The organism is Clostridium aciditolerans (genome assembly GCF_016316925.1).
In the GTDB taxonomy this organism is placed as follows: Bacteria; Bacillota; Clostridia; order Clostridiales; family Clostridiaceae; genus Clostridium_AM; species Clostridium_AM aciditolerans.
Genome location: NZ_JAEEGB010000017.1, coordinates 22040 through 44355 on the forward strand (window position 1 = coordinate 22040; position 22316 = coordinate 44355).

Genomic DNA, 22316 nt, shown 5'->3' on the forward strand with positions numbered 1-22316 from the left:
AAGGCCCATTAAGGCCTTCTTTAGGTTTATATACTGCTTAGCATTCTGTTTATATAAATAAATTTACATTGGAGTCCTCTGCTTCCCCTAGGTAGTAACCTACACCACCTATTTTTACCCCATCAATTAGCTCATCCTTTTTAAGTCCCATAACATCCATAGACATTTGACATGCTACTATTTCTATTCCACTATCTATAGCAGCTTGTATTAGCTCTTCAAGTGATGTAACATTTTTATTTTTCATTACCATTCTGATCATTTTAGGTCCCATTCCAAGCATATTCATATTAGATAATTTTAATCTTTTGCTTCCTCTTGGCATCATAAATCCAAACATCTTATCCATAAAGGCTTTTGGAACACTAACTTTTTCATGCTTCCTTAGTATGTTTAGTCCCCAGAATGTAAAAAACATTGTAACTTTTTTGCCCATGGAAGCTGCACCATTAGCTATTATAAAGGATGCTATTGCTTTATCTAAATCTCCGCTGAACACTACTAAGGTCTTATTATCCTTTTGAACAATTGCACCAGCACTACAACCAGTGTTATCTAGCATTATTTGTTTTTTTTTACCCTTTTTTATAAAAGCTATAATGTTTCCCTTATCTTTTTCTCTCTCTAATAGCTCGTTATCAGTTCTTTGGCACCAAGACTTTATATCTTCGAAAAATCCCGGATCTGACGCTGTAACCTTTAATATCTCTCCTTCCTTCATGTCCTGAACACTTGCATTAACCTGCATTAATGGACCTGGGCAGCATAGTCCACAAGCATCAAGTGTCTTATCAAAGCTTCCCTTCTTATATTCAATCTCTGCCTCTTTATACTCATTAATAGTACTTTCTAAGCTAACACTAGATTCTTTTTCCCTTAAGTCTATAGAGCCACCTTCACTGCCTTTGTTCATTACTACATCTTTAGGCTTAAACTTACTCATAGTATATGTCTTATAACCGCCAGTTAGGTTCTTCACTTTAAATCCACGTGCCATTAAAATTCTCGCAGCAATATATCCTCTAAGTCCTACCTGACAATGGAGTAATATTTCCTTATTTTTATCTAGTTCACCCACTCTATTTCTCAAATCATCTACTGGTATATTTAATGAACCTTCTATATTACCGTTTTTGTATTCTATCTCAGTTCTTACATCTATAAGTTGAGTTTTTTCTTTATCTCTATTGTCTATATCTTCTGGAAGTATTACTTCATGTCTTCCAATTAGAACATTTTCAGCAACAAAACCAGCCATGTTAACAGGATCCTTAGCTGAAGAGTAAGGTGGTGCATAAGCAAGCTCTAATTCAGCCAAATCATAGACTGTTCCTCCAAGCCTCATTGTAACTGCTATATCGTCCATTCTCTTATCTACTCCAACATAACCAAAAGCTTGAGCTCCAAGTATTTTTCCCTCATCATTGAAAATTAGCTTTATTGACATTGGGGCTGCACCTGGGTAGTATCCTGCACTTGAGCTAGGATGCACATAGATAACCCTATATGATATACCTTTTGATTTTAATGTTCTTTCATTATTTCCTGTACTTGCTCCAGTTAAGCCAAATACCTTTATAATAGCTGTTCCCATAGTTCCTTTGTATTTTGAATCTAATCCACATACATTATCTGCTGCAATTCTTCCTTGTTTATTAGCAGGTCCGGCAAGAGCTATAGCTGTTTTACTTCCATTTACAAAATCAACTACTTCTATAGCATCACCAACTGCATATACGTCTTTTATATTTGTCTCCATCTTATCGTTGACTATTATGTGACCTCTTGGTCCAAACTCTATTCCTGAGTTCTTTAAAAAGGTTACATCCGGCTTTACACCTATAGCAAGTATAACTATATCTGCATATAGGCATTTTCCGCTATTTAAGATAACATTAATGCCATTGTCTTCTTCCTTAAATGCCTTTACACCATCATTTAAAACAACTCCAACTCCGTTATCTTCGAGTTCCTTTTCCGCAAAAGTTACCATATCGGAGTCAAATGGAGCTAATATATGAGGTGCTGCTTCAATTAATGCAACATTTAATCCTCTTTCTTTAAGGTTTTCAGCCATTTCAACCCCTATAAAACCTCCACCTATAACTACTGCATTTTTGATGTTTCTATTATCTACATAAGCTTTTATTTTGTCTGTATCAGGCACATTTCTCAAGGTAAATATCTTATCATTATTTATACCTTCTATTGGCGGCTTGATAGGCATTGCGCCTGGTGATAAAATCAGGTAATCATAGCTTTCTTCATATTCACCTTTGTCTTTGCTGTTAACCTTTACTTTTTTATTTTTTGTATCTACATCAATTACTTCGCTATTTACTCTTACATCTATTTTAAATCTCTCATTCATAGCCTCAGGAGTTTGTACTAGTAGTTTTTCTCTTTCCTTAATAGTTTCACCTATATAATAAGGCAATCCACAATTAGCAAAAGATATATACTCTCCTTTTTCAAACATCACTATCTCTGCATCCTCATCAAGTCTTCTAAGTCTAGCAGCAGCAGATGCTCCACCTGCAACTCCGCCAACAATTAAAACCTTTTTCCCCATTTTAAATCCTCCTCTTAATTATCACATGATTTTACATAGTTATTGATCCTCTTTGTCAAACAAAGTTTCTATTAATCTTTTAACTCTCTCATCACAAACTCTGTAGTTTATTTCTAGTCCATTTCTTTCACCTTCAATTATTCCGGCAGTTCTTAGTTTTTGTAGATGTTGTGATATAGTAGATTGAGGCATATCCAAACAGTTTTGCATATGACTTACATTACATCTTCCCTTTTCCAATAGACCTCTAACTATACACAATCTAACTGGATGTGCTAGCACTTTAAGAAACTCTGCTGTTTCATTAAATCTTTCAAAATTATTATCCATCTCATACCTCTTAATTTTTTAGAATAATTTTCAGTAAATATTTTTCACTATTATGTTTAATATATTTATTCATCACTATATCTATATATTACGATATATGAATATAATTGTCAATAAATTATCCCATAAAAACTTATAAAATTTTTATGGGATTAAAATCTAGATAATCACCTGAAGTGAGTATATATTCTATGCCATCTTTTTCGCCATTTAAAGCTTTTGTTAGCGAAGGTCCATGTAAGTGTCCATAAACTACCTTTTCAACGCTATATTCTTTAAATATTTCTACAAAACCTGATTCTACAAGCTTCTCATTCATAGGAGGATAGTGAATCATTACAATAAATTTTTTGAATCCTTCTTTTACTGCCGCATCTAATGACATTCTTAATCTAGAAAGCTCTCTTGTATATATCTTTTCATCATGGGCCTTGAAGTTCTCGCCACCTGGACAAATCCAACCTCTAGTTCCACATATAGCATAATCCTCATATACAAAGAAGTTGTTCTGAATGAATTTCATATCTTCATAAAGATTATTTAGTTTAGTAATACTCACCCACCAATAATCGTGATTACCCTTAACCATTATTTTTCTTCCTGGAAGATTGTGAATCCATTGTAAGTCATTCATCCCATCTTCTATCTTCATAGACCAGGATATATCTCCAGCTATAAGCACTGTATCTTCATCCTTGACCTTTTTTACCCAGTTATCCTTTATTTTTTTATCATGTTGAAACCAGTTCTGCCCAAATACATCCATTGGCTTATCACCGTTTAAATCTAAGTGCAAATCAGATATTGCATATAAAGCCACCTTACCACCTCTTATTTGTTTAAATTTTTATCTACATCCATTACATAAGCTATCACCTTGGCTACCGCATTATATAATTCAAAGGGTATAGCGTCTCCTACATCTACATTACTTAAAAGACTTGAAAGTTCTTCATCGTAAACTATAGGAACATTATTTTCTTCAGCTCTTTCTATTATCTTGTCGGCCACATATCCCATACCTGCCGCAGTCACCACTGGTGCTGAGTATCCATGTTCATATTTTAATGCTGCTGCCTTTTTCTTTTTATTCATTATAACACCTCTTAAAAAAATGCGAAGCATTTTTTAGAGGACAGAGGACAATTGACAGAGGACAATGAAGGAGAATTTTTCTACGTTACACTACGAAAAATCTTTGATTATATTTATAAGCCGATGTTTCACATTAGTGAAACGAGCTCAAAAATAAATTAGTTTTCTGACGTAAGGAAGAAAACTCACCTTCACTGTCCTCTGTCCTCTGTCAATTGTCCTCTAAAAAATAATGCGTCGCATAATTCTTATTTTACAATCTCCACCCTGTTTAAAGCAAGAACTAAATTTATGCCTTAACATCTATAGCACTTAGATTACTGTCCCCGAAGAACTCTGAGCAATTTGTTATATTCATTTCTTTTTCTCTCTCACTTACATTAGCATAAACATTATAACCCATTTCATGCAGATTGATCATTATCTTTTCTTTTTCATTATCTAAAACTTTAATCCACTTCTCATCACACTTTATACTTAAATCCATGTTGTTGTTGTTAACTTTTATATAAGCATCTACAACTCCCATGTTAATAGTATTTACAGATGCTGCTATTTTTACATTGGTAGAATCAATTTTCTTTCCCTTTCTTCTTTCATCTTTTATCATAAGTTTACACTCATATTCATGCTTTTCTATATTTATAGGCAAGTCCAAGTAATAATACTGGTTTGATACAGAGTTAAATATTTTAAAATCATTAATGTTTTTATCTAATGCCTGCATTACATTATTATATACCTTAGGATCCAGTTCACTTTTTTGATCAATAAATGTTTTTATAGTATTTTTCAGTTCTTCTGTTTTAGCATTTATTTGCTCTTTAATTACTTTTGATATATCTTCTATAGTATTGTGTTTAACTAGTACTGTGTTTTTATCTTTTACGCTATCACCTAGCTTTAACTCTTGAGTAATTTCTATATCTTTTTCCGATAAAACCTTAGTTACTTCTTTTGAGACTTTTGTATTATTAGATAGATCCTCATTTTCATTATTTGATCCCTTTAAGTTTGTATTATTGAATAACTCCTCACTCTCATTACTTAACTCTTTTAAAACTGTTGTTTCTACTGGCAAATTGTTTTTACCTGATTTACTTAACTTTACTAGCTCTTCTGATGTGCTGCCTAAACCTATCTTTTCTTTACCTTCATTATTAGATAGCTCTTTATTATTTTGTGTAATGCTTTCTAAGTTGCTATCTGTACCTGCAAATTCACTATCAGTAGCAATACTACCTTGAAGTTGCCCCTCAACCTGCTTAACATCTTTAAATATGGTCAAATTCTCCTTAAAGACATTATTAAAGCTTTTAATATTTTCTTCCGTTAAATCTATATTGTTTTCAAAAAATGTAAATAAATCATCTGATTCTAAACTTTTCAATTCATTAAAAAATGACTTTAAAGTATTTTTTATTTTAATACCTTCATCACTTTCCAAACTGATATTTTTACTTTGTATATACTTATCAATAAAAGTATTTTCTTCTGTGTTATCAGATTTTATCTTATTCATAAAGTCTAAAATAGTTTTTACATCTGAAATATTTTCTTTTGTAAGAGTTATATTATGCTTTACCATTTTGTTCAAAATATCGTAATCTGAATCATTTAAATTTATACTTTTCTCTTTTAAAAATGCACTAATAGAATCTTTTTCTGATGATTTTTGTTTAGTATCTGAATTTAATATTTTAAGTTGAAGTTTTCCATCTTCAAAGCCTTCAACTACAAATCTTATAAGTCCTTCTGGCAGCTTTTCCATAGGATTTTCAAGTTTCGCTGAAAACTGCCACCCATCAAGAAGCTTTAAAAGCATCTCTCCAGTTAATTTATCTAAATTTACAATTCTAGCTAAAAAGTTTTGGCCAACTTCAAAAGATAATTTTCTAGAAACCGTTCTAGTATTAACATCATAAACACTATTTATATTCCATATACCAGCCATTTAAATCACTCCTTTTATTCTGGCCTATATATACATTATCGCATGGAACTGTTCATTTATGTAGTACTTACTGAGGAATATAAAAAAATGCGAAGCATTTTTTAGAGGACAAAGGACAATTGACAGAGGACAATGAAGGAAGAAAACTCACCTTCTCTGTCCTCTGTCCTCTGTCAATTGTCCTCTTAAAAATTTTGTATCACAAAATTTTTATATTACTAATTGCTATTAAACAAAAATAATCCGGATTTTTCCGGATTATTTCTACTAGTTATTTTTAACAAGATTGCTCTCTTTTTCTCCTTCTTTATGAAGTATTGGTGATACACTTTTGTACACTAACATAGTTAATACTGATACTAATATACCTTTAATTAGATTAAAAGGCGCAATTGCCCATACCACAAAGGAATTAAGATCTGTTATACTGCTATTAATTTTGTTTCCCATTTCAACGATGGCATTTATAGGGAAGTGTAGTACTGCTTCATATAAAGGTAAGAATACAAAGTAATTGAGAACACTAGCTACTACAGTCATAATCAAAGTACCTGCAATTAGTGAAGTAACTGCTGACCCTCTGCTTTTTCTTTTGTTATATATATATCCTGATACATATACCATTACTGCACCAACAAGGAAATTTGCTAACTCTCCTACAAAAGCACTTCCTCCAACAAATATACCATGAAGTATATTTTTAAGTAACTCTATTCCTACTCCAGCTACAGGACCAAGTGCAAAAGCCCCAATCAGTGCTGGCAAGTCACTTATATCGAATTTTAAAAAAGGTGGAAAAAATGGGGTAGCAACTTCAATAAACATAAGTATGAATGCTATAACACTCAACATAGATATTTTTACTAATCTGTTTAATTTTTGATCTTTCATATATACACCCTCCTAATATAATTGTTTCATAATCTTCTGCACATATTCATATTTAGGTATAAGGTGTTAGTATAATAAAAAAACCCTGACTATAAGTCAGGGCGAATTTACATTATACTTTACCTTCTTTCATCCAGACTTTACTGTCGGCTTCGGAATCTAACCGAATCATGCCAATTAAGGCTCGCGGGCTATACCGCCGGTGGGGAATTTCACCCCGCCCTGAAGATTACTACTCTATTAAGTTTACGCTTCAATTATAGTACAAGTTTTCTAAAAATTCAATATCTAAACTAAGCAAACATATTATTTTTTCATTGTTAAAGCTATTCTTTTTCTTTTTTCATCAACCTCGAGAACTTTTACCTCAACAATATCTCCAACCTGCACTACATCAAGTGGATGTTTTATAAATCTATCTGCTAATTGACTTATATGCACCAATCCATCTTGATGAACTCCGATATCAACAAATGCTCCAAAGTCTGCAACATTTCTTACAGTTCCCATTAATGCCATACCTGGCTTTAATTGAGTTATATCTATAATTCCAGTCTTTAGTATAGGCTTAGGTAATTCTTCTCTTGGATCTCTTCCTGGTTTTTTTATTTCTTTTATTATGTCATTAAGAGTTGGAACACCAACTGATAACTTTTCTGCTAGTTTCTCTATCCCTGACTCCTTAACTCTTTCTTCTATATCTGTAAGCCTGTTGTTTTTCAAATCATCTAAAGTATATCCTAAAGTAGTTAGTAGTCCTTTTGCTGCTTCATAAGATTCTGGATGCACAGATGTATTATCTAAAGGTTCTTTACTTTCCATTACTCTCAAGAATCCAGCACACTGTTCAAATGCCTTTGCTCCTAATCTTTTTACCTTTAAAAGTTCTTTTCTGCTTTTAAACTTTCCATTCTCTTCTCTATATATAACAATATTTTGAGCAATAGTTGAGTTTATTCCTGATATATATGATAAAAGAGATGGCGTTGCTATATTTAGATCTACTCCTACACTATTTACACAGTCTTCTACTATACCGCTTAGCGATTCATCTAACTTCTTAGGGGCAACATCATGTTGGTACTGTCCGACTCCTATAGACTTAGGATCTATTTTTACAAGCTCTGCTAGTGGATCTTGAAGTCTTCTTCCAATAGATATAGCTCCTCTTAATGAAACATTGATGTCTGGATATTCTTTTGCAGCCAATTCTGACGCTGAATACACAGAAGCTCCAGCTTCTGATACTACAACATAATAAAGATCTCTATTTTGTTCTGTCTTAACCTCTTTTATAATTCTTTCAATAACCTCTTCAGATTCTCTACTAGCAGTTCCATTTCCTAGCGATATAACATCTACGTTACATTTATGAATCAGTTCTTTTAAGGTTTTTACAGCTTCTTCAACACTATTTTGAGATGAGGTAGCATAAACTGTTGCAGTATCTAATAACTTTCCTGTATCGTCAAGCACAGCTATTTTACATCCTGTTCTGAATCCAGGGTCAAAACCTAATACTATTTTTCCCTTTATTGGAGCCTGCATCAACAGCGCTTTTAAATTTGCTTTAAATATTTTTATAGCTCCTTCTTCACCTTTGTCTGTAAGATCTGATCTTATTTCTCTTTCTATAGATGGATATATTAATCTTTTTAAAGAATCTTTAATGCTATCTTCTATATATGTATCAGTATTTTTATTATCTTTTAAGCACTTTTGCTTTAAGTACTCTATAATTTTATCCATATTCGCAGTTATTTTTACTGAAAGTATTTTTTCTTTTTCCCCTCTATTAATTGCGAGAATTCTATGTGGTGGTATGCCTTTTACAGCTTCTTTATAATCATAATACATCTCATAAGGAGTTGATTCCTCGCTCTCTCCACTTGTTTCTATTAAGCCCTCATTTTGAATAAAATTTCTAATCCATTTTCTATACTCAGCCTCATCTGATATTATTTCGCTAATAATATCCATCGCTCCTTGTAAAGCTTCCTCTGCTGTCTTTACTTCTTTTTCTTCATTTATAAATTCAGCTGCATATTTCTTAATATCACTCTTAAACTCACCATTCCAAATAACCTCAGCTAAAGGCTTTAATCCCTTTTCTTCTGCAATAATCGCTCTGGTTCTTTTTTTAGGCTTATATGGTCTATATATATCTTCTACTTCTGTTAAAGTGTCACATCTCATTATAGTTATCTTTAATTCATCTGTAAGCTTTCCCTGTTCATCAATAAGTCTTATAACATCTTCTTTTCTTCCTTCTAGGTTTCTTAAGTATGTAAGTCTTTCTGAAAGGGTTCTGAGAGTTATATCACTCATCTCTCCAGTCATTTCTTTTCTATATCTAGCTATAAAAGGAACTGTATTTCCACTGTCTAAAAGGTCAACAACAGTTTCTACATGTTTTTTATTTAAATTTAATTCTTGTATTAATCTTTCAACTATATTATTCATATTTACCTCCATGCTCATTAAATTTTAAAACAACTTTTGAAATTATTGGCTAAAAATTATTATAACAGTTATATAGTATTTTGCAAATTAATATATATTTTAAAGATATATTTTTCTTGAGGGGTTGTTACTATGAAAAAACATATGACTTATCTTTTCCTAATAATATCCTTTATTTTTCTAGGCTTTAGTTTTCATGTTTACTCTAAAGTACATGTATTTAATCACAATTCAGTTAAAAAGAATATAGAATATCTATCTTCTGATAACTTTAAAGGCAGACTTGCTGGAAGTATCGAAAATGCAGCATCTATTATATATATAAAGGATTCCTTCAAAGATGCTGGATTAAAGCCCTATAATGCTAGTTATCTTCAAAGCTTTGATACAATTTATCCTCATAAAATTTCTGGAAAACCTTACTTAAGCATTACTGATAAAAATGGATTTTTGATTAAAGAATTTAACTATGGAATAGATTTTAAAGAAGATTTACTGAACTTCAGAAAAAATAATTTAAACTTTAGCAAGTACGATAAAGTGGAAATTCTTGACGGCCATATTCAAATTAAAAAGGATAATGACTACTTTTTATTTTATGTACCTCAAGATAACACACTTAACTTTAGAAGCTCTTTTATAAGTTCTTCCCCTTATAGCATGTATATTATGATTACTAAAGACACTTTTAATGAATTAAAAAACTACTTAAGCAAAGATTATAACATAAATTGCTTTATACCTTTTGAAGCTAAAAAAACATCTCTAAATAATATAACTGCATATATAGAAGGTAAAGACCCATATTCTCCTCCGATTGTTCTTTCTGCACACTTTGATCATATAGGCTCGGATCTTTCTGGGAAAGTTTACAGCGGTGCTCTAGATAATGCTTCAGGAATCGCTTTTGTAATGGAAATGAGTAAATATATAAATTCTTTAGGAAAGCCTGATAGAAATATATTATTTATCGGTTTCAACGCTGAAGAATTTGGATGTCTAGGTTCAAAAGCTTTTGCAGATAAATATAAAGACAACCTTAAGGGTGCTAAAATATTTAATTTTGATATGATAGGTGGAAATAGTTCTATACCTCTTCACATAATGGGAGGAAAGCAGGATACAGCGGATAGCCCTCTTATAAAAGAAGCTTCACTAATTTGTAAAAAGGATAAAATCAGTTTTAATTATCTATTTGAAGATGCTAGTGACCATGAATACTTTAGAAAACAAAATATTGATGCTATAACTTTGACTGATGCAGATTCATCTAAAATTCATACCCCTAATGACAAAGCTAATTTCATAAACACAGATTCCATAGACAGATGCTTTAAAGTAGCATCCAAAGAAGTGATCAAATATGGCTTTAACAACAACTTATTTATTTTATATTATAAACAAATATTTTGGGTTTCTTTAACGTGTACTATTTTAAGCTTAGTGATTTTATTTAAACCTACGAATAAAATCAAGATATAGAATTAAAAGGCCTTTACTCAATTCGTAGTTTTAAAAAAATATGAAGCATTTTTTAGAGGACAGAGGACAATTGACAAAGGACAATGAAGGAGGATTTTTCTCCGCTACGCTGCGAAAAATCTTTAATTTATACTATGAAGCAATGTTTCGCCTTAGCGAAACGAGCTTAAAAATATAATAGTTTTCTGACGTAAGGAAGAAAACTCACCTTCACTGTCCTCTGTCCTCTGTCCTCTGTCAATTGTCCTCTAATTTGTATTTTGCTTTAAATATTCATTTATAAACTCATCTATTTCTCCATTCATAACAGCATTTATATTCCCATTTTCAATGCCTGTTCTATGGTCTTTAACTAAAGTGTATGGCTGAAAAACATAGGACCTTATTTGGCTTCCCCAGCCAATATCTTTTAACTCGCCAGTTAAATCTTCAATTTTCTCCTTATGAGCTCTTTCCTTTAGCTCTACAAGCTTGGATTTTAACATTTTCATAGCCTCATCTTTGTTATGATGCTGGCTTCTTTGATTTTGGCACTGAACTACTATTCCTGTTGGTATGTGGGTTATTCTAATTGCAGATTCAGTCTTATTTACATGCTGTCCTCCAGCACCACCTGCTCTATAAGTATCGATTTTAATATCTTCCGGTCTTATTTCTATGTCTTGATTTGCTGTAAGCTCAGGCAAAACCTCCACAGAGGCAAAAGAAGTTTGTCGCTTACCATTAGCATTAAAAGGTGATATTCTAACTAGTCTATGGATTCCTTTTTCTGCCTTTAAATATCCATAAGCAAATTCTCCAACTATCCTTAAATCGGCGCTTTTAATGCCAGCATCATCTGCAGGAATCAAATCTATAGTCTCTATCTTAAATCCTTTTCCCTCAGCCCATCTTGTATACATTCTTAGAAGCATCTCTGTCCAATCTTGAGCATCAGTTCCTCCAACACCTACATGAAGAGATATTATAGCATTGTTCTTATCGTATTCCCCTGATAATAATATTTCTATCCTAAATCTATCTACATCATCCTGTAATGCCTTTACTTCCCTTAATATTTCTTTTGAGGTCGTTAGGTCCGCTTCTTCTATTGCTAGTGTAGTAAGAACCTCAATATCTTCTATTCTTTCTTCTAATTCCTTATATCTATCCAATCTATTTTTTAAGAATTTTTCTTCTCCAGTTACCTCCTGAGCTTTGTTTACATCACTCCAAAAATCAGGTTCCTGCATTTTTTTCTGGAGTTCTTCTATTTTATTTTTGCTATTTTCTATGTCAAAGTGAACCCCTAATTTCGTTAATGGCTCCTCTTAAGCCACCTATTTCATTTAAGGCTTCTTCTAGCTGAAGTAGCATTTAATCACTCTCCTCTTAATATAAAGAATAAATAATTAGAATAAGACATCCGAAACAAAATAGTATACTCATTAGTTATTTTTTCAAGATGCCTAGTATTTAATTTTAGTAAACAAATGTCGTTTTGCTTAAGCAAAACGACATTAAAATATTATTCAAATCTTCCACAACAGTTTTTGTATTTTTTCCCGCTGCCACATGGACATGGATCATTTCTTCCTGTAGTTTTTTCCTTTTTTACAGGCTGTTTCTTTACTGAATCATCATCAGCTTGATTTGTATGAGTTTCTTTTACAACTCTTTCCCTTTCAGGAGCTTTTTGAATTTGAACATGGAATAAATATTTTATAGTCTCAAGCTTAATGTTGTGTACCATTTCTTCAAACATTTCACTACCTTCAAATTGGTAGGCTTGAGCAGGATCTTGTTGTCTATATGCTCTTAAACCTATTCCTCTCTTAAGGTGATCCATATCATCTATGTGATCCATCCATTTTGTATCAACTACTCTTAAAAGAACAACTCTTTCTATTTCTCTCATTTGCTCTGGAGTAAATTCTTCTTCTTTTTGTGAATAAATTCCTTGACCTATTTCCACAAACTTTTCTTTAATCTCATCATTTAGTAAGTTTGACAATTCCTCAACTGTAACTGAATCCTTTGGCACGTATAACTCTTCCATAAAGTCTATCAGTTTAGCTAATTCATTTTCAAATTCTTCTTCTACCCCAGAGATATGTGAATCAACTGCGGAAGAAGCTATATCGTCAAGCATTTGATAGATTTGATCCTTTAAGTCTTCACCTTCTAGAACTTCTGATCTTTGTTTATACATAATTTCTCTTTGTTTATTTATAACATCATCATATTGAAGTAATGTTTTTCTTATATCAAAGTTATTTCCTTCAACTTTCTTTTGAGCATTTTCTATAGCACCACTTACCATTTTGCTTTCTATAGCTTCATCATCACCAAGGCCAAGCTTTTCAACTATATCCTTTAGTTTATCTGAGCCGAATATTCTCATTAGATCATCCTCTAATGATACATAGAATCTTGATAGTCCAGGGTCTCCTTGACGTCCAGAACGACCTCTTAACTGGTTGTCAATTCTTCTTGATTCATGTCTTTCAGTACCTATGATTTTTAATCCACCAAGTTCTACAACATCTTCTCCAAGTTTAATGTCCGTACCACGACCAGCCATGTTAGTAGCTATTGTAACAGTGCCCTTTTCACCTGCACCAGCTATTATTTCAGCTTCTTGTTCATGATATTTAGCATTAAGAACCTGATGTGGAACTCCTTTTCTCTTTAGCATATCAGAAAGCAATTCTGATTTTTCTATACTTACGGTACCAACTAAAACTGGCTGACCTTTCTTGTAAGTTTCAACTATGTCTTCAACTATAGCTTTAAATTTACCTTTAGCAGTTTTATATACTACATCTGGCATATCTTGTCTTGCTATTGGTTTGTGAGTTGGAACAACAATTACGTCTAATCCATATATTTCTCTAAATTCGTTTTCTTCTGTTAAGGCTGTACCTGTCATACCTGATAACTTATTGAACATTCTAAAGTAGTTCTGATATGTTATAGTAGCAAGAGTTTTTGATTCTCTCTCTACTTTAACTCCTTCTTTAGCTTCTATAGCTTGGTGTAAACCATCGCTATATCTTCTACCTTCCATCATTCTTCCGGTAAATTCATCTACTATCATAACTTCGCCATCTCTAACCATATAATCCTTATCTCTCTTCATCATATAGTTAGCCTTTAGCGCCTGAACTACGTGGTGTTGTATTTCCATATTCTCAGGATCAGCGTAGTTTGTTAGCTTAAAGAAATCTTCTGCCTTCTTAATACCTTCATCTGTAAGAATTACAGCATTTGCTTTTTCATCTTTTGTGAAGTCCTTTTCTTCAGATAAAGTTTTGGCAAAGTAATCTGCTATTTTATAAAACTCAGTAGATTTTTCACCTTCACCAGAAATTATAAGAGGAGTTCTAGCTTCATCTATTAATATAGAGTCAACTTCGTCTACAATTGCAAAGTTTAGTCCTCTTTGAACTCTTTCCTCTTTATATATAACCATGTTGTCTCTTAAATAATCAAATCCATATTCACTGTTAGTTCCATATGTTATATCGCATCTATAAGCCTCTTGTCTTTGTGATTGATCTAATTCATGAAGAATTACACCAACTTTAAGTCCTAAGAACTCATATACCGGTCCCATTGTGTCTCTATCTCTTTTTGCAAGGTAGTCATTAACAGTTACTATATGAACTCCTTTACCTGTCAACGCATTCAAATATGCTGGAGCAGTTGCTACAAGCGTTTTACCTTCTCCAGTTTTCATTTCTGATATTCTACCTTGATGAAGAACTATTCCTCCGATTAATTGTTCTCTATAATGCTTTAATCCTATTGTTCTCCATGCAGCTTCTCTAACTACTGCGAAGGCTTCAGGTAAAATTGAATTTAATGTCTCTCCTTTTTCCAATCTTTCTTTAAATTCATCTGTCTTAGCTCTAAGTTCTGAGTCACTTAAACTTTGCATTTGAGAGTCAAATGAATCTATTTTATTTACAATAGGAATTATTCTCTTTACTTCTTTTTCACTATATGATCCAAATATCTTTTGAAAAATACCCATATTTTTTCATCCTCACCATATTAATTTTGTAACAATGCACTTTATAGATTATATCATCTAATTAAAAGCTATTCAACTTCTATGGATAATACTTTATCATAGTTTTAAAATTTGTTACAACTTTTAAAATTTAACTATGTTACAAATAATATTTTACAATTGTTATAAAGTTTTTACAAAGTTAATTATTTACAATATCCTGTATTTTAAACATCTTATTGGAAAAGTAGCTAGAAAGTTAACTGACTGCCTTTTACTTCTATAGTCACATTGAAATAGATCTTAACTTTAAAAGAGGAAGCATTTAGCTTCCTCTTTTCTAAAATTCAGGTTCTATTAAACCATAATTTCCATCTTTTCTTTTATAAACTACATTCACTTCTCCATCATCATCATCATTCTTATATACGAAAAAGTTATGTCCTAAAAGCTCCATTTGAAGTACTGCTTCTTCCGCTGACATAGGCTTAATTGCAAATCTTTTAGTCTTTACTATTTTGCTTTCTTCTGATGGTTCCTCTGGGTTAAAGTCAGGTATATATTGGAATCTTAGTGATTCCATATGATTTCTTCTTTGAAGTTTTGTCTTCTGTTTTCTTATTTGTCCTTCTAATTTATCTACAACTATATCTATAGATGCATACATATCATCGTGTGCTTCCTCTGCCCTGAATAATATTCCTCCAACAGAGATAGTCACCTCCATGATTTGTCTATTTTTTTCCACGCTTAATGTAGCGTGTGCTTCTACATCAGGGTTGAAATACTTCTCTAGTTTTGACATCTTTTTCTCCACGGTATTTCTTAAAGCCTCAGTTACCTCAATATTTTTTCCACTTACTGTTATCCTCATATTTCCAGCCCCTTCCTTATCTTTATGAATAACTCTACTGCTTAAAATCTATACCAAAAATATATTTTTATGGATATAGATTAAACTTTTGTTAACTCTATTTTAATACTATTTGAGGAAAATTACAATAGAATTATTGCGAATTCACATAATATTACACAAAATATTAATATTATTAATTAATATTATTTATTCTTTGCTTTTTCTTTACACTAGTATTATGTTCAAAAGTCAAAAAAAAATTAAAGTTCTTAATCCCTTAAGATTAAGAACTTTATTATTAAGTCAGTTGACCTGGTCTTTGATCCCACACTCGCCTTTTGATTCTTAGTTACTTATAATTATTCGTAAATTACTATAAGCTACGTAATTACAATGTTTTGTTACATATGGAATTTATTTCAATTATTTTTAATATTCCTAAAATCTTACCAGACTCTTTAATTCTAGTTGTAACACTAATATCGTCATTTGATGGACTTGGATCTCCTTAAGGATGATTATTTCCTAAAAAAAGAAAAAAGACAGCTCCAAACTCAATCAGAACCACCTTTTTAAATAATAATTAATTTTAATATCCTTTACCATTTATAATGCCCTATGGCATATACTTAATTAGACATTTATATCTAATAGTATATTTAGTTATTTTCTTTTGATTCTTAGTAAGCTATTTATATACGAACATAGCTAAGACTAAAAATGCAAGTGTGATAATAAATATTATTGCTAAGAGCTTCCATATAAATTTTAACCATCTATCATATGGTACTCTAGCCATAGCTAATCCTGCCATAATTACAGCACATGTTGGTGCAAATAAAGATAATATTCCATTTGCAGCTTGATAAGCAGTTATTACTATATGCCTTGCCACACCTGAAAAGTCAGCTAAAGGTGCCATAATTGGCATCGTAACAGTTGCAAGACCCGATGTTGAAGGAATAAAGAATGACATAGGTAAGTAGAATAAATAAGTAAATACAGTGAATGCTGCTGAGCTCTTTCCTTTAAGGCAAACTTCACCTAAATGCAAAACTGTATCGGAAATATGTCCTGCATTCATTACAACAGTAATACCTCTTGCCAAACCTATTATTAGAGCAACTCCTAACAAATCACGTGCACCGTCTACAAAAATAGGAAGAAACTTATCCTCTTTATACCCTGCTATTATAGCTATAATTATGCTAGATACAAGAAATAGCCCTGCAAGTTCACCAAACCACCATCCTAGTGTTGGAATAACTTTAATACCCAAATCACTAAACGGAATAATTCCTATTACCATTACTACGAAAGTTAATCCAAAGACAGCAAGTATAAGTTTTCTTCTACCTGTTAATTCAGGAATATCATTTTCGTTTCTATTTCCAAGAAAATGCTTCTTGTGTTCCTCATGCAAATCGTAAACCAATGATTTAGTCGGATCTTTCTTAACCATATCAGCATATTTCATAGTCCAGAATATACCTAAAGCTACAAAAACAATAAGAAGTACTACTCTTAATCCAATTCCTTCCCCCATAGAAATGCCGGCAAATTTACATGCTATACTAACAGCAAATGGATTAGTTAAAGATGCCATAGTAGCCATTCCTGAACCTAGCTTTATAACTGCAACTGCCGTAACCGCGTCATATCCAGCCGCAATAAATACTGGAATCAGTATTGGGAAGAATGCCAGTGTTTCTTCATCCATACCGAAGGCTACTCCTCCAAGTGTGAATAATAGCATTATCAATGGTATAAGCCAACTTTCCTTTCCCTCTAGTTTTTTAACAAGTCTACCTATACCTGCATCTATCGCACCAGTCTTCATAACCGTACCTAAAAATCCACCTATTACAATAACAAATACTATAACATCTATTGCATCATAAAAACCAGTTATAGGAGCTAAAACAACATCTTTAAAACTCTGTGGGTTTGACTGAACTGTGTGATAGGTTCCTGGAATAGGCTGTAATTTAGTTGCTTTTGGATTTACGTAAGCATATTGTCCCGCTGGTACTATCCATGTAAGAATCGCTACTATTACAATTATAGCAGCCAAAATAGTGTAGGCCGTTGGCATCTTGAATTTCTTTTTCATCTTTGTATTCGTATTTATATCCATGTATTCGTCCTCCTATTTTAAATAAATTTTAAATCTGATCTACAGATATTTCTTCTTCTATAATCCTCATTAAGCCAATACTTGCTTTAACTTCACCTTCTTCTAAAAACTCTTGATCAAAACTTGTAGTTAAATCCACAAATTCTCCCAACCTTGTAAACTGAATTCCAGACTGAAAAACTTTTTCGCTTCTATTTATAAGTGTCAGAACAACCTAAGCAAGAACGTTTACAAATTCATTAAAAGTACATTGCGAAGAGCTGTAATCAGATATTGCTATCTCCCCAGCTACTATAAACTTGTCTATAAAAATAACATCTGATCTTATAGTACCAGTTATAGTATTTACCGGTATCTCATAAGAGCCTGTGTATGTATGTTGTTATACCTTCTTCATCTAACGCTCTAGCTTTAGCTAATAATCTTTTAGTATCTCTACATACACCATCTGTTCCAAGGCAGCCTACTACAGTTGTTACTCCACCTAACAATAAATCAGATAGTTGTATTTCTGGCGCTCTTGTTTTAAAGCTACCTTCACCACCCCTTCCTAATATATGAACATGAGAATCTATGAAGCCTGGTAACACCAACTTTCCACTGGCATCTATAACATTAATATCTATAAAGTCTTTTGGAATATCAATGCTTTCATAAATTCCCTCAATTTTATCACCCGCAACTACTACGGCTTTCTTTCCTAAGCATTCTGGTGAATATGCTAACCATTTTTAATAGATTGCAATCATCATTTAGCCTCCTTGCTTTAATTTTCATTAATAAATAAGAGCAAAAAACATACCAACAATAAATAAAAGCAAAAAACATACCAACAACAACAAAATAACTGTAAATTTTAAATTTACAGTTATTAATCACATGAATTCACTTTAAATATACAAACTATGGCAAATCTTTTTATTTAAATACCACATTTCCGTAATTAAAAAATTTTATTTTAAATTTTAGTTTTAAAGTTATAAGTTTGTTTTGGTTGTTTTATTGGTTCTTATTGTACAGTTTAACCATTTTGTTTTAACCATTCAATACCCCTACTTGTAATTTTAGTTCCACTTTTCCCCTTACTTTTTGTTATAAACTCTAAGTCTTGTAGGTGATTTAATTTTGTTCTAATTGTTTGTTCACTAAAATTCAAACCTTTATCTCTTAATGCTTCTGATAAAAACTTTCTACCTATTACAATATTTTTATTTTGGTACTTATATATCTCTTCTAATATAGTTTTAAGTTCATAATCTATACTTTTTTTAATAGATTTATTAGAATGCGTTCTAGAATTCTTATAGTCTATAGGCAAATGCTCTTCTTTTATATACCCACTATCACAAAATTCGTATGCATATTCTAATGTGTTTATAAGTTCTCTTACATTCCCTCTCCACTGTCTAATGTTAAAAATTTCTGCGACTTCATCTGAAACCTTCATCTTGCTTCTCTTACGTATAAAGAATTCCTTTATTATATCAGCGATGTCCTCTTTTCTATTTCTTAAAGGAGGTATAACTAAATATCCCATTTTCAATCTATAATATAAATCTTCTCTAAACTTACCTTCATCAACTAATTCAATAAGACTTTTATTAGTAGCTGCAACTATTCTTACATCTATAGGTGTTATCCTATTTCCCCCAACTCTCATAATTTCTTTTTCCTGAAGTACTCTTAATAGCCTCATTTGCACTGCTAATGAGGCATCACCTATTTCATCTAAGAATATGGTTCCTCCCTTTGCCTGTTCAAATAAACCAATTTTACCTTCCTTTTTAGCACCTGTAAAAGCTCCTGCTTCATATCCAAACAACTCACTTTCAACTAAGTTCTCAGGTAAAGCACTAAAATTTACAGCAAGGAATGGCCCATCACTCCTTGAAGAATAATTATGTATTGCAGATGCAAAGAGTTCCTTACCAGTGCCACTTTCTCCTTCAATTAGTATAGAGAGATTTGTTCCTGCAAGTTTCTTTGCTATGTTTTTTACTTCGTTTATCTCTTTGCTTTCTCCTACTATATGTTCAAAGGTATATTTAGCATAATATCTTTTTTTATAAAGGTCTTCTCTAATACCAGATTTCATATTCTCTACCAAAGCAAGACTTCTTTGGAATTGTAAAAGATTTTTATAATCTTTTATTTGAAACTTATTTAACTGCAATAATACCCTTTCTAAGCCTCTATTCAATGTAATTACTTCATTATTTGTTATTGATAATTCCTCCTCAATTTCTATCATTTTCTCAACATATTTAGATGAAATATCATTTTCTCTTTGATCATAATATCCAACAGCATTCATTATCTCTATAAGACTACTCATAGCAATAAGCCTACTGCCTAAATCTATAATGGTTTTAACCCCTTTAGGAACCATGTCAATCTCACCAGGAGTTACTGCAATCTCGTAACATTTGTATTTGTCTATCCCTGGATAATAAGGTATAAATGTTATATGCTTTATTTCTAGTTCAATTAAATCTTCTATCATGTTATCAATTGATTCTTTTAAATCATTTACTAAAAGCACTTCACTTCCCGGCTTTAAAGAGAAAAGCTTGTTTATATTAGTAAAATTAAAAGTTCTTTTTGCAATAACAAAGGGAATATGACCTATGTCTATATTTATTCTATTTACTCTATCATACGCAGTTTTACTTGAAAAAACTAAAAGATCTCCACAGATATCATTTTTGTTAATGCCTTCATCTATGGCATAACTTTTTATAAATAAAAACTCCCCTAAACATTCTTGTAGCTGGTTATGTAAAAATTTTCTTGTAACCTCAGCACCTGTAATTAAAACTATAGTTTTCAATTTTCTCACCTCTGAGTTGTTTTCTAAGATATTATTTATTATATACAATTAAATGAAAACATCACAGTTATCATACAAAAAGTTTGTTATTTTAAAATATTTCTCCTACTTATCATATTATAAAAAGCACTAGGCATACCTAGTGCTTAATATCGTAAAAATAATTTCTTTTAATTATTTTTAAGGTTTAATATTAAATCTTTAATTATGTTTTTATATTTATAAATAGAATCTATAACAACATATTCGTCGTCCCCATGCCAATTTGCTCCTGATGGTCCAAACTCTACAGCAGGTATATCATATTTAGAATAATATACTGTATCTGCTGACCCATGCTGACCGAAGACCTGAGGATTAGTATTAATAACATTTCTTATAGATTCAGAAAGTTTCCTAACATATATATTATCTACTTTAGTCTTAACAGCATCATTAACTGAATGAATGTGTACTTTTTCACCAACAACCCCTTTTATTTGTCTTAATATTTCTTCAAAATTTTGTTCTGGCAAAAACCTTATATCAAGAGACATTTTACAGTAATCTGGAACTTTATTATATACATCTCCACCCTCTAATTTAGCTAAGTTGATAGATGGGCAATCGTAAAGTTCTGATTTTTCCTTAGTAAATGGCAGTTCTAAAATCTTTTCAAAGCTTTTATAGGCTTTAATTATAGCATTGTCTCCTTGCCACGGCCTGCTTCCATGGGCTGATTTGCCGAAAAACTCCATATCTACTTGCAGTACCCCTTTTGCTTGAACTCCAATCCCAAGTTGAGTAGGCTCACCACAAATTACAAAATCACCTCTGAAGCCCATATCAGCTAAATATTTAGAGCAGTTGTTTCCTCCCGTTTCTTCATCAGTTACTAATTGAAGTTCAACCTTACATGGAAGCTTTTCATTCTTCAATTCTATCATTGCAGCTATCATTGCAGCTGCTCCTGATTTCATATCCGCACTGCCTCGGCCATATAATTTCCCGTCTTTTTCGTTAGGAGTTAGTTGTCCTTCTTTAAAAGAAACTATATCTAGATGTCCATTTAATATTATCTTTTTCTCTCCTTCTCCTATAGTACATACTAAGATTTTAAAACCATTGTTTTCAATTAACTTTATCTCTAAACCATTTTTTGAAAGCAACTCTTTACAAAAATCTATAGCTGCATTTGCACCTTCTAAATTTGAGCTATCTATTTTAATTAGCTCCTTTGTAATTTCTAAACAATCCATAATATTCATCCTCCAAAAATAATTATATATATATCAACAAGCAAGAATCGTACCAAAATAAGCTCAATGAAGTAATATTATTAATTAAATTTGAAGTCATCAATCGAAACTAAAATCTGTTAATATCTTAGAATAGCTAGTTAAAAACTAACTTTTAAGTGGTATGAAGCCCACAGAAATCATTAACTTGAATAAAAATATAACATTATAAAAAGTACAATTGGAAAATAAATATAGCAGCCTTTAAAAGACTGCTATACCGCATTATTGCTATATATTAAGTTAGTTGACCTGGTCTTTGACCCCACACTCGCCTGCTGGAGCTTTTGCTACCCAGAATTACCCTCTCACTACTTACCCTCTCGTTTTTAACGGCAGGACTTACTTCTAAGCCGCACCATGCTCATTAAACATTTTTATTCAACTTACGTGGATCGTTTCGCCTGCGACTGGCATCGACTTTCAACCACA

The 22316-nt window shown here is 31.8% G+C and carries 15 protein-coding genes, 1 pseudogene and 1 riboswitch; of the genes and pseudogenes, 1 reads left to right on the forward strand and 15 read right to left on the reverse strand.

From position 1 onward, the window contains the following. Positions 1-49 precede the first annotated feature (49 nt). The 7 genes from I6U51_RS15010 to I6U51_RS15040 form a co-directional block, all read right to left on the reverse strand. The gene (locus tag I6U51_RS15010; RefSeq protein WP_211143410.1) at positions 50-2572 is read right to left on the reverse strand and encodes a DsrE/DsrF/DrsH-like family protein; all 2523 of its coding nucleotides are present in this window, start codon (positions 2570-2572) and stop codon (positions 50-52) included. Between the two features lie 39 nt (positions 2573-2611). Next, positions 2612-2902 (reverse strand): ArsR/SmtB family transcription factor, encoded by a 291-nt coding sequence (locus tag I6U51_RS15015; protein WP_211143411.1) that lies wholly within the window; start codon positions 2900-2902, stop codon positions 2612-2614. Positions 2903-3035: 133 nt separating this feature from the next. After that, positions 3036-3722 (reverse strand): metallophosphoesterase, encoded by a 687-nt coding sequence (locus I6U51_RS15020; RefSeq protein ID WP_211143412.1) that lies wholly within the window; start codon positions 3720-3722, stop codon positions 3036-3038. Between the two features lie 11 nt (positions 3723-3733). Then, on the reverse strand, positions 3734-3997 hold the full coding sequence (locus I6U51_RS15025) for an EscU/YscU/HrcU family type III secretion system export apparatus switch protein (RefSeq protein ID WP_211143413.1): 264 nt from the start codon (positions 3995-3997) through the stop codon (positions 3734-3736). Positions 3998-4286: 289 nt separating this feature from the next. Further along, positions 4287-5951 carry a hypothetical protein gene (locus tag I6U51_RS15030; protein WP_211143414.1) on the reverse strand — a complete coding sequence of 555 codons (1665 nt, stop codon included), beginning with the start codon at positions 5949-5951 and terminating at the stop codon, positions 4287-4289. A gap of 267 nt (positions 5952-6218) precedes the next feature. Beyond that, complete coding sequence (locus tag I6U51_RS15035) at positions 6219-6842, reverse strand: ECF transporter S component (protein ID WP_211143415.1); 624 nt, start codon at positions 6840-6842, stop codon at positions 6219-6221. Between the two features lie 117 nt (positions 6843-6959). Beyond that, positions 6960-7076: riboswitch (FMN riboswitch) on the reverse strand. A gap of 72 nt (positions 7077-7148) precedes the next feature. Next, positions 7149-9305: a Tex family protein gene (locus I6U51_RS15040; RefSeq protein ID WP_211143416.1), complete on the reverse strand. Its 2157-nt coding sequence runs from the start codon at positions 9303-9305 to the stop codon at positions 7149-7151. A 132-nt stretch (positions 9306-9437) separates the two neighbouring features. On the opposite strand from I6U51_RS15040, the gene I6U51_RS15045 reads away from it, so the two are divergent. After that, positions 9438-10787, forward strand: a complete 1350-nt coding sequence (locus I6U51_RS15045) for a M28 family metallopeptidase (protein WP_211143417.1) — start codon at positions 9438-9440, stop codon at positions 10785-10787. 248 nt (positions 10788-11035) lie between these two features. Here the strand turns inward: I6U51_RS15045 and prfB are convergent. From prfB to I6U51_RS15080, 8 genes and pseudogenes are all read right to left on the reverse strand, one after another. Continuing rightward, a protein-coding gene (gene prfB / locus I6U51_RS15050) for a peptide chain release factor 2 (protein WP_211143418.1) occupies positions 11036-12143 on the reverse strand; the annotation gives its coding sequence in 2 pieces (ribosomal slippage) (positions 11036-12064 and positions 12066-12143; 1107 coding nt in all). A gap of 151 nt (positions 12144-12294) precedes the next feature. Beyond that, positions 12295-14805: a preprotein translocase subunit SecA gene (secA, locus tag I6U51_RS15055; RefSeq protein WP_211143419.1), complete on the reverse strand. Its 2511-nt coding sequence runs from the start codon at positions 14803-14805 to the stop codon at positions 12295-12297. A 319-nt stretch (positions 14806-15124) separates the two neighbouring features. Continuing rightward, positions 15125-15658 carry a ribosome hibernation-promoting factor, HPF/YfiA family gene (hpf, locus tag I6U51_RS15060; RefSeq protein ID WP_211143420.1) on the reverse strand — a complete coding sequence of 178 codons (534 nt, stop codon included), beginning with the start codon at positions 15656-15658 and terminating at the stop codon, positions 15125-15127. A gap of 370 nt (positions 15659-16028) precedes the next feature. Continuing rightward, a pseudogene (locus I6U51_RS25435) lies at positions 16029-16139 on the reverse strand (hypothetical protein); the annotation flags it as partial. Between the two features lie 189 nt (positions 16140-16328). Next, complete coding sequence (locus I6U51_RS15065; RefSeq protein WP_246517377.1) at positions 16329-17777, reverse strand: YfcC family protein; 1449 nt, start codon at positions 17775-17777, stop codon at positions 16329-16331. Positions 17778-18133: 356 nt separating this feature from the next. Beyond that, complete coding sequence (locus I6U51_RS15070) at positions 18134-18445, reverse strand: amidohydrolase family protein (RefSeq protein WP_343069681.1); 312 nt, start codon at positions 18443-18445, stop codon at positions 18134-18136. Positions 18446-18798: 353 nt separating this feature from the next. Then, on the reverse strand, positions 18799-20607 hold the full coding sequence (locus I6U51_RS15075) for a sigma 54-interacting transcriptional regulator (RefSeq protein WP_211143422.1): 1809 nt from the start codon (positions 20605-20607) through the stop codon (positions 18799-18801). Between the two features lie 170 nt (positions 20608-20777). Beyond that, positions 20778-21845: a M20 family metallopeptidase gene (locus I6U51_RS15080; RefSeq protein WP_211143423.1), complete on the reverse strand. Its 1068-nt coding sequence runs from the start codon at positions 21843-21845 to the stop codon at positions 20778-20780. Positions 21846-22316 lie beyond the last annotated feature (471 nt).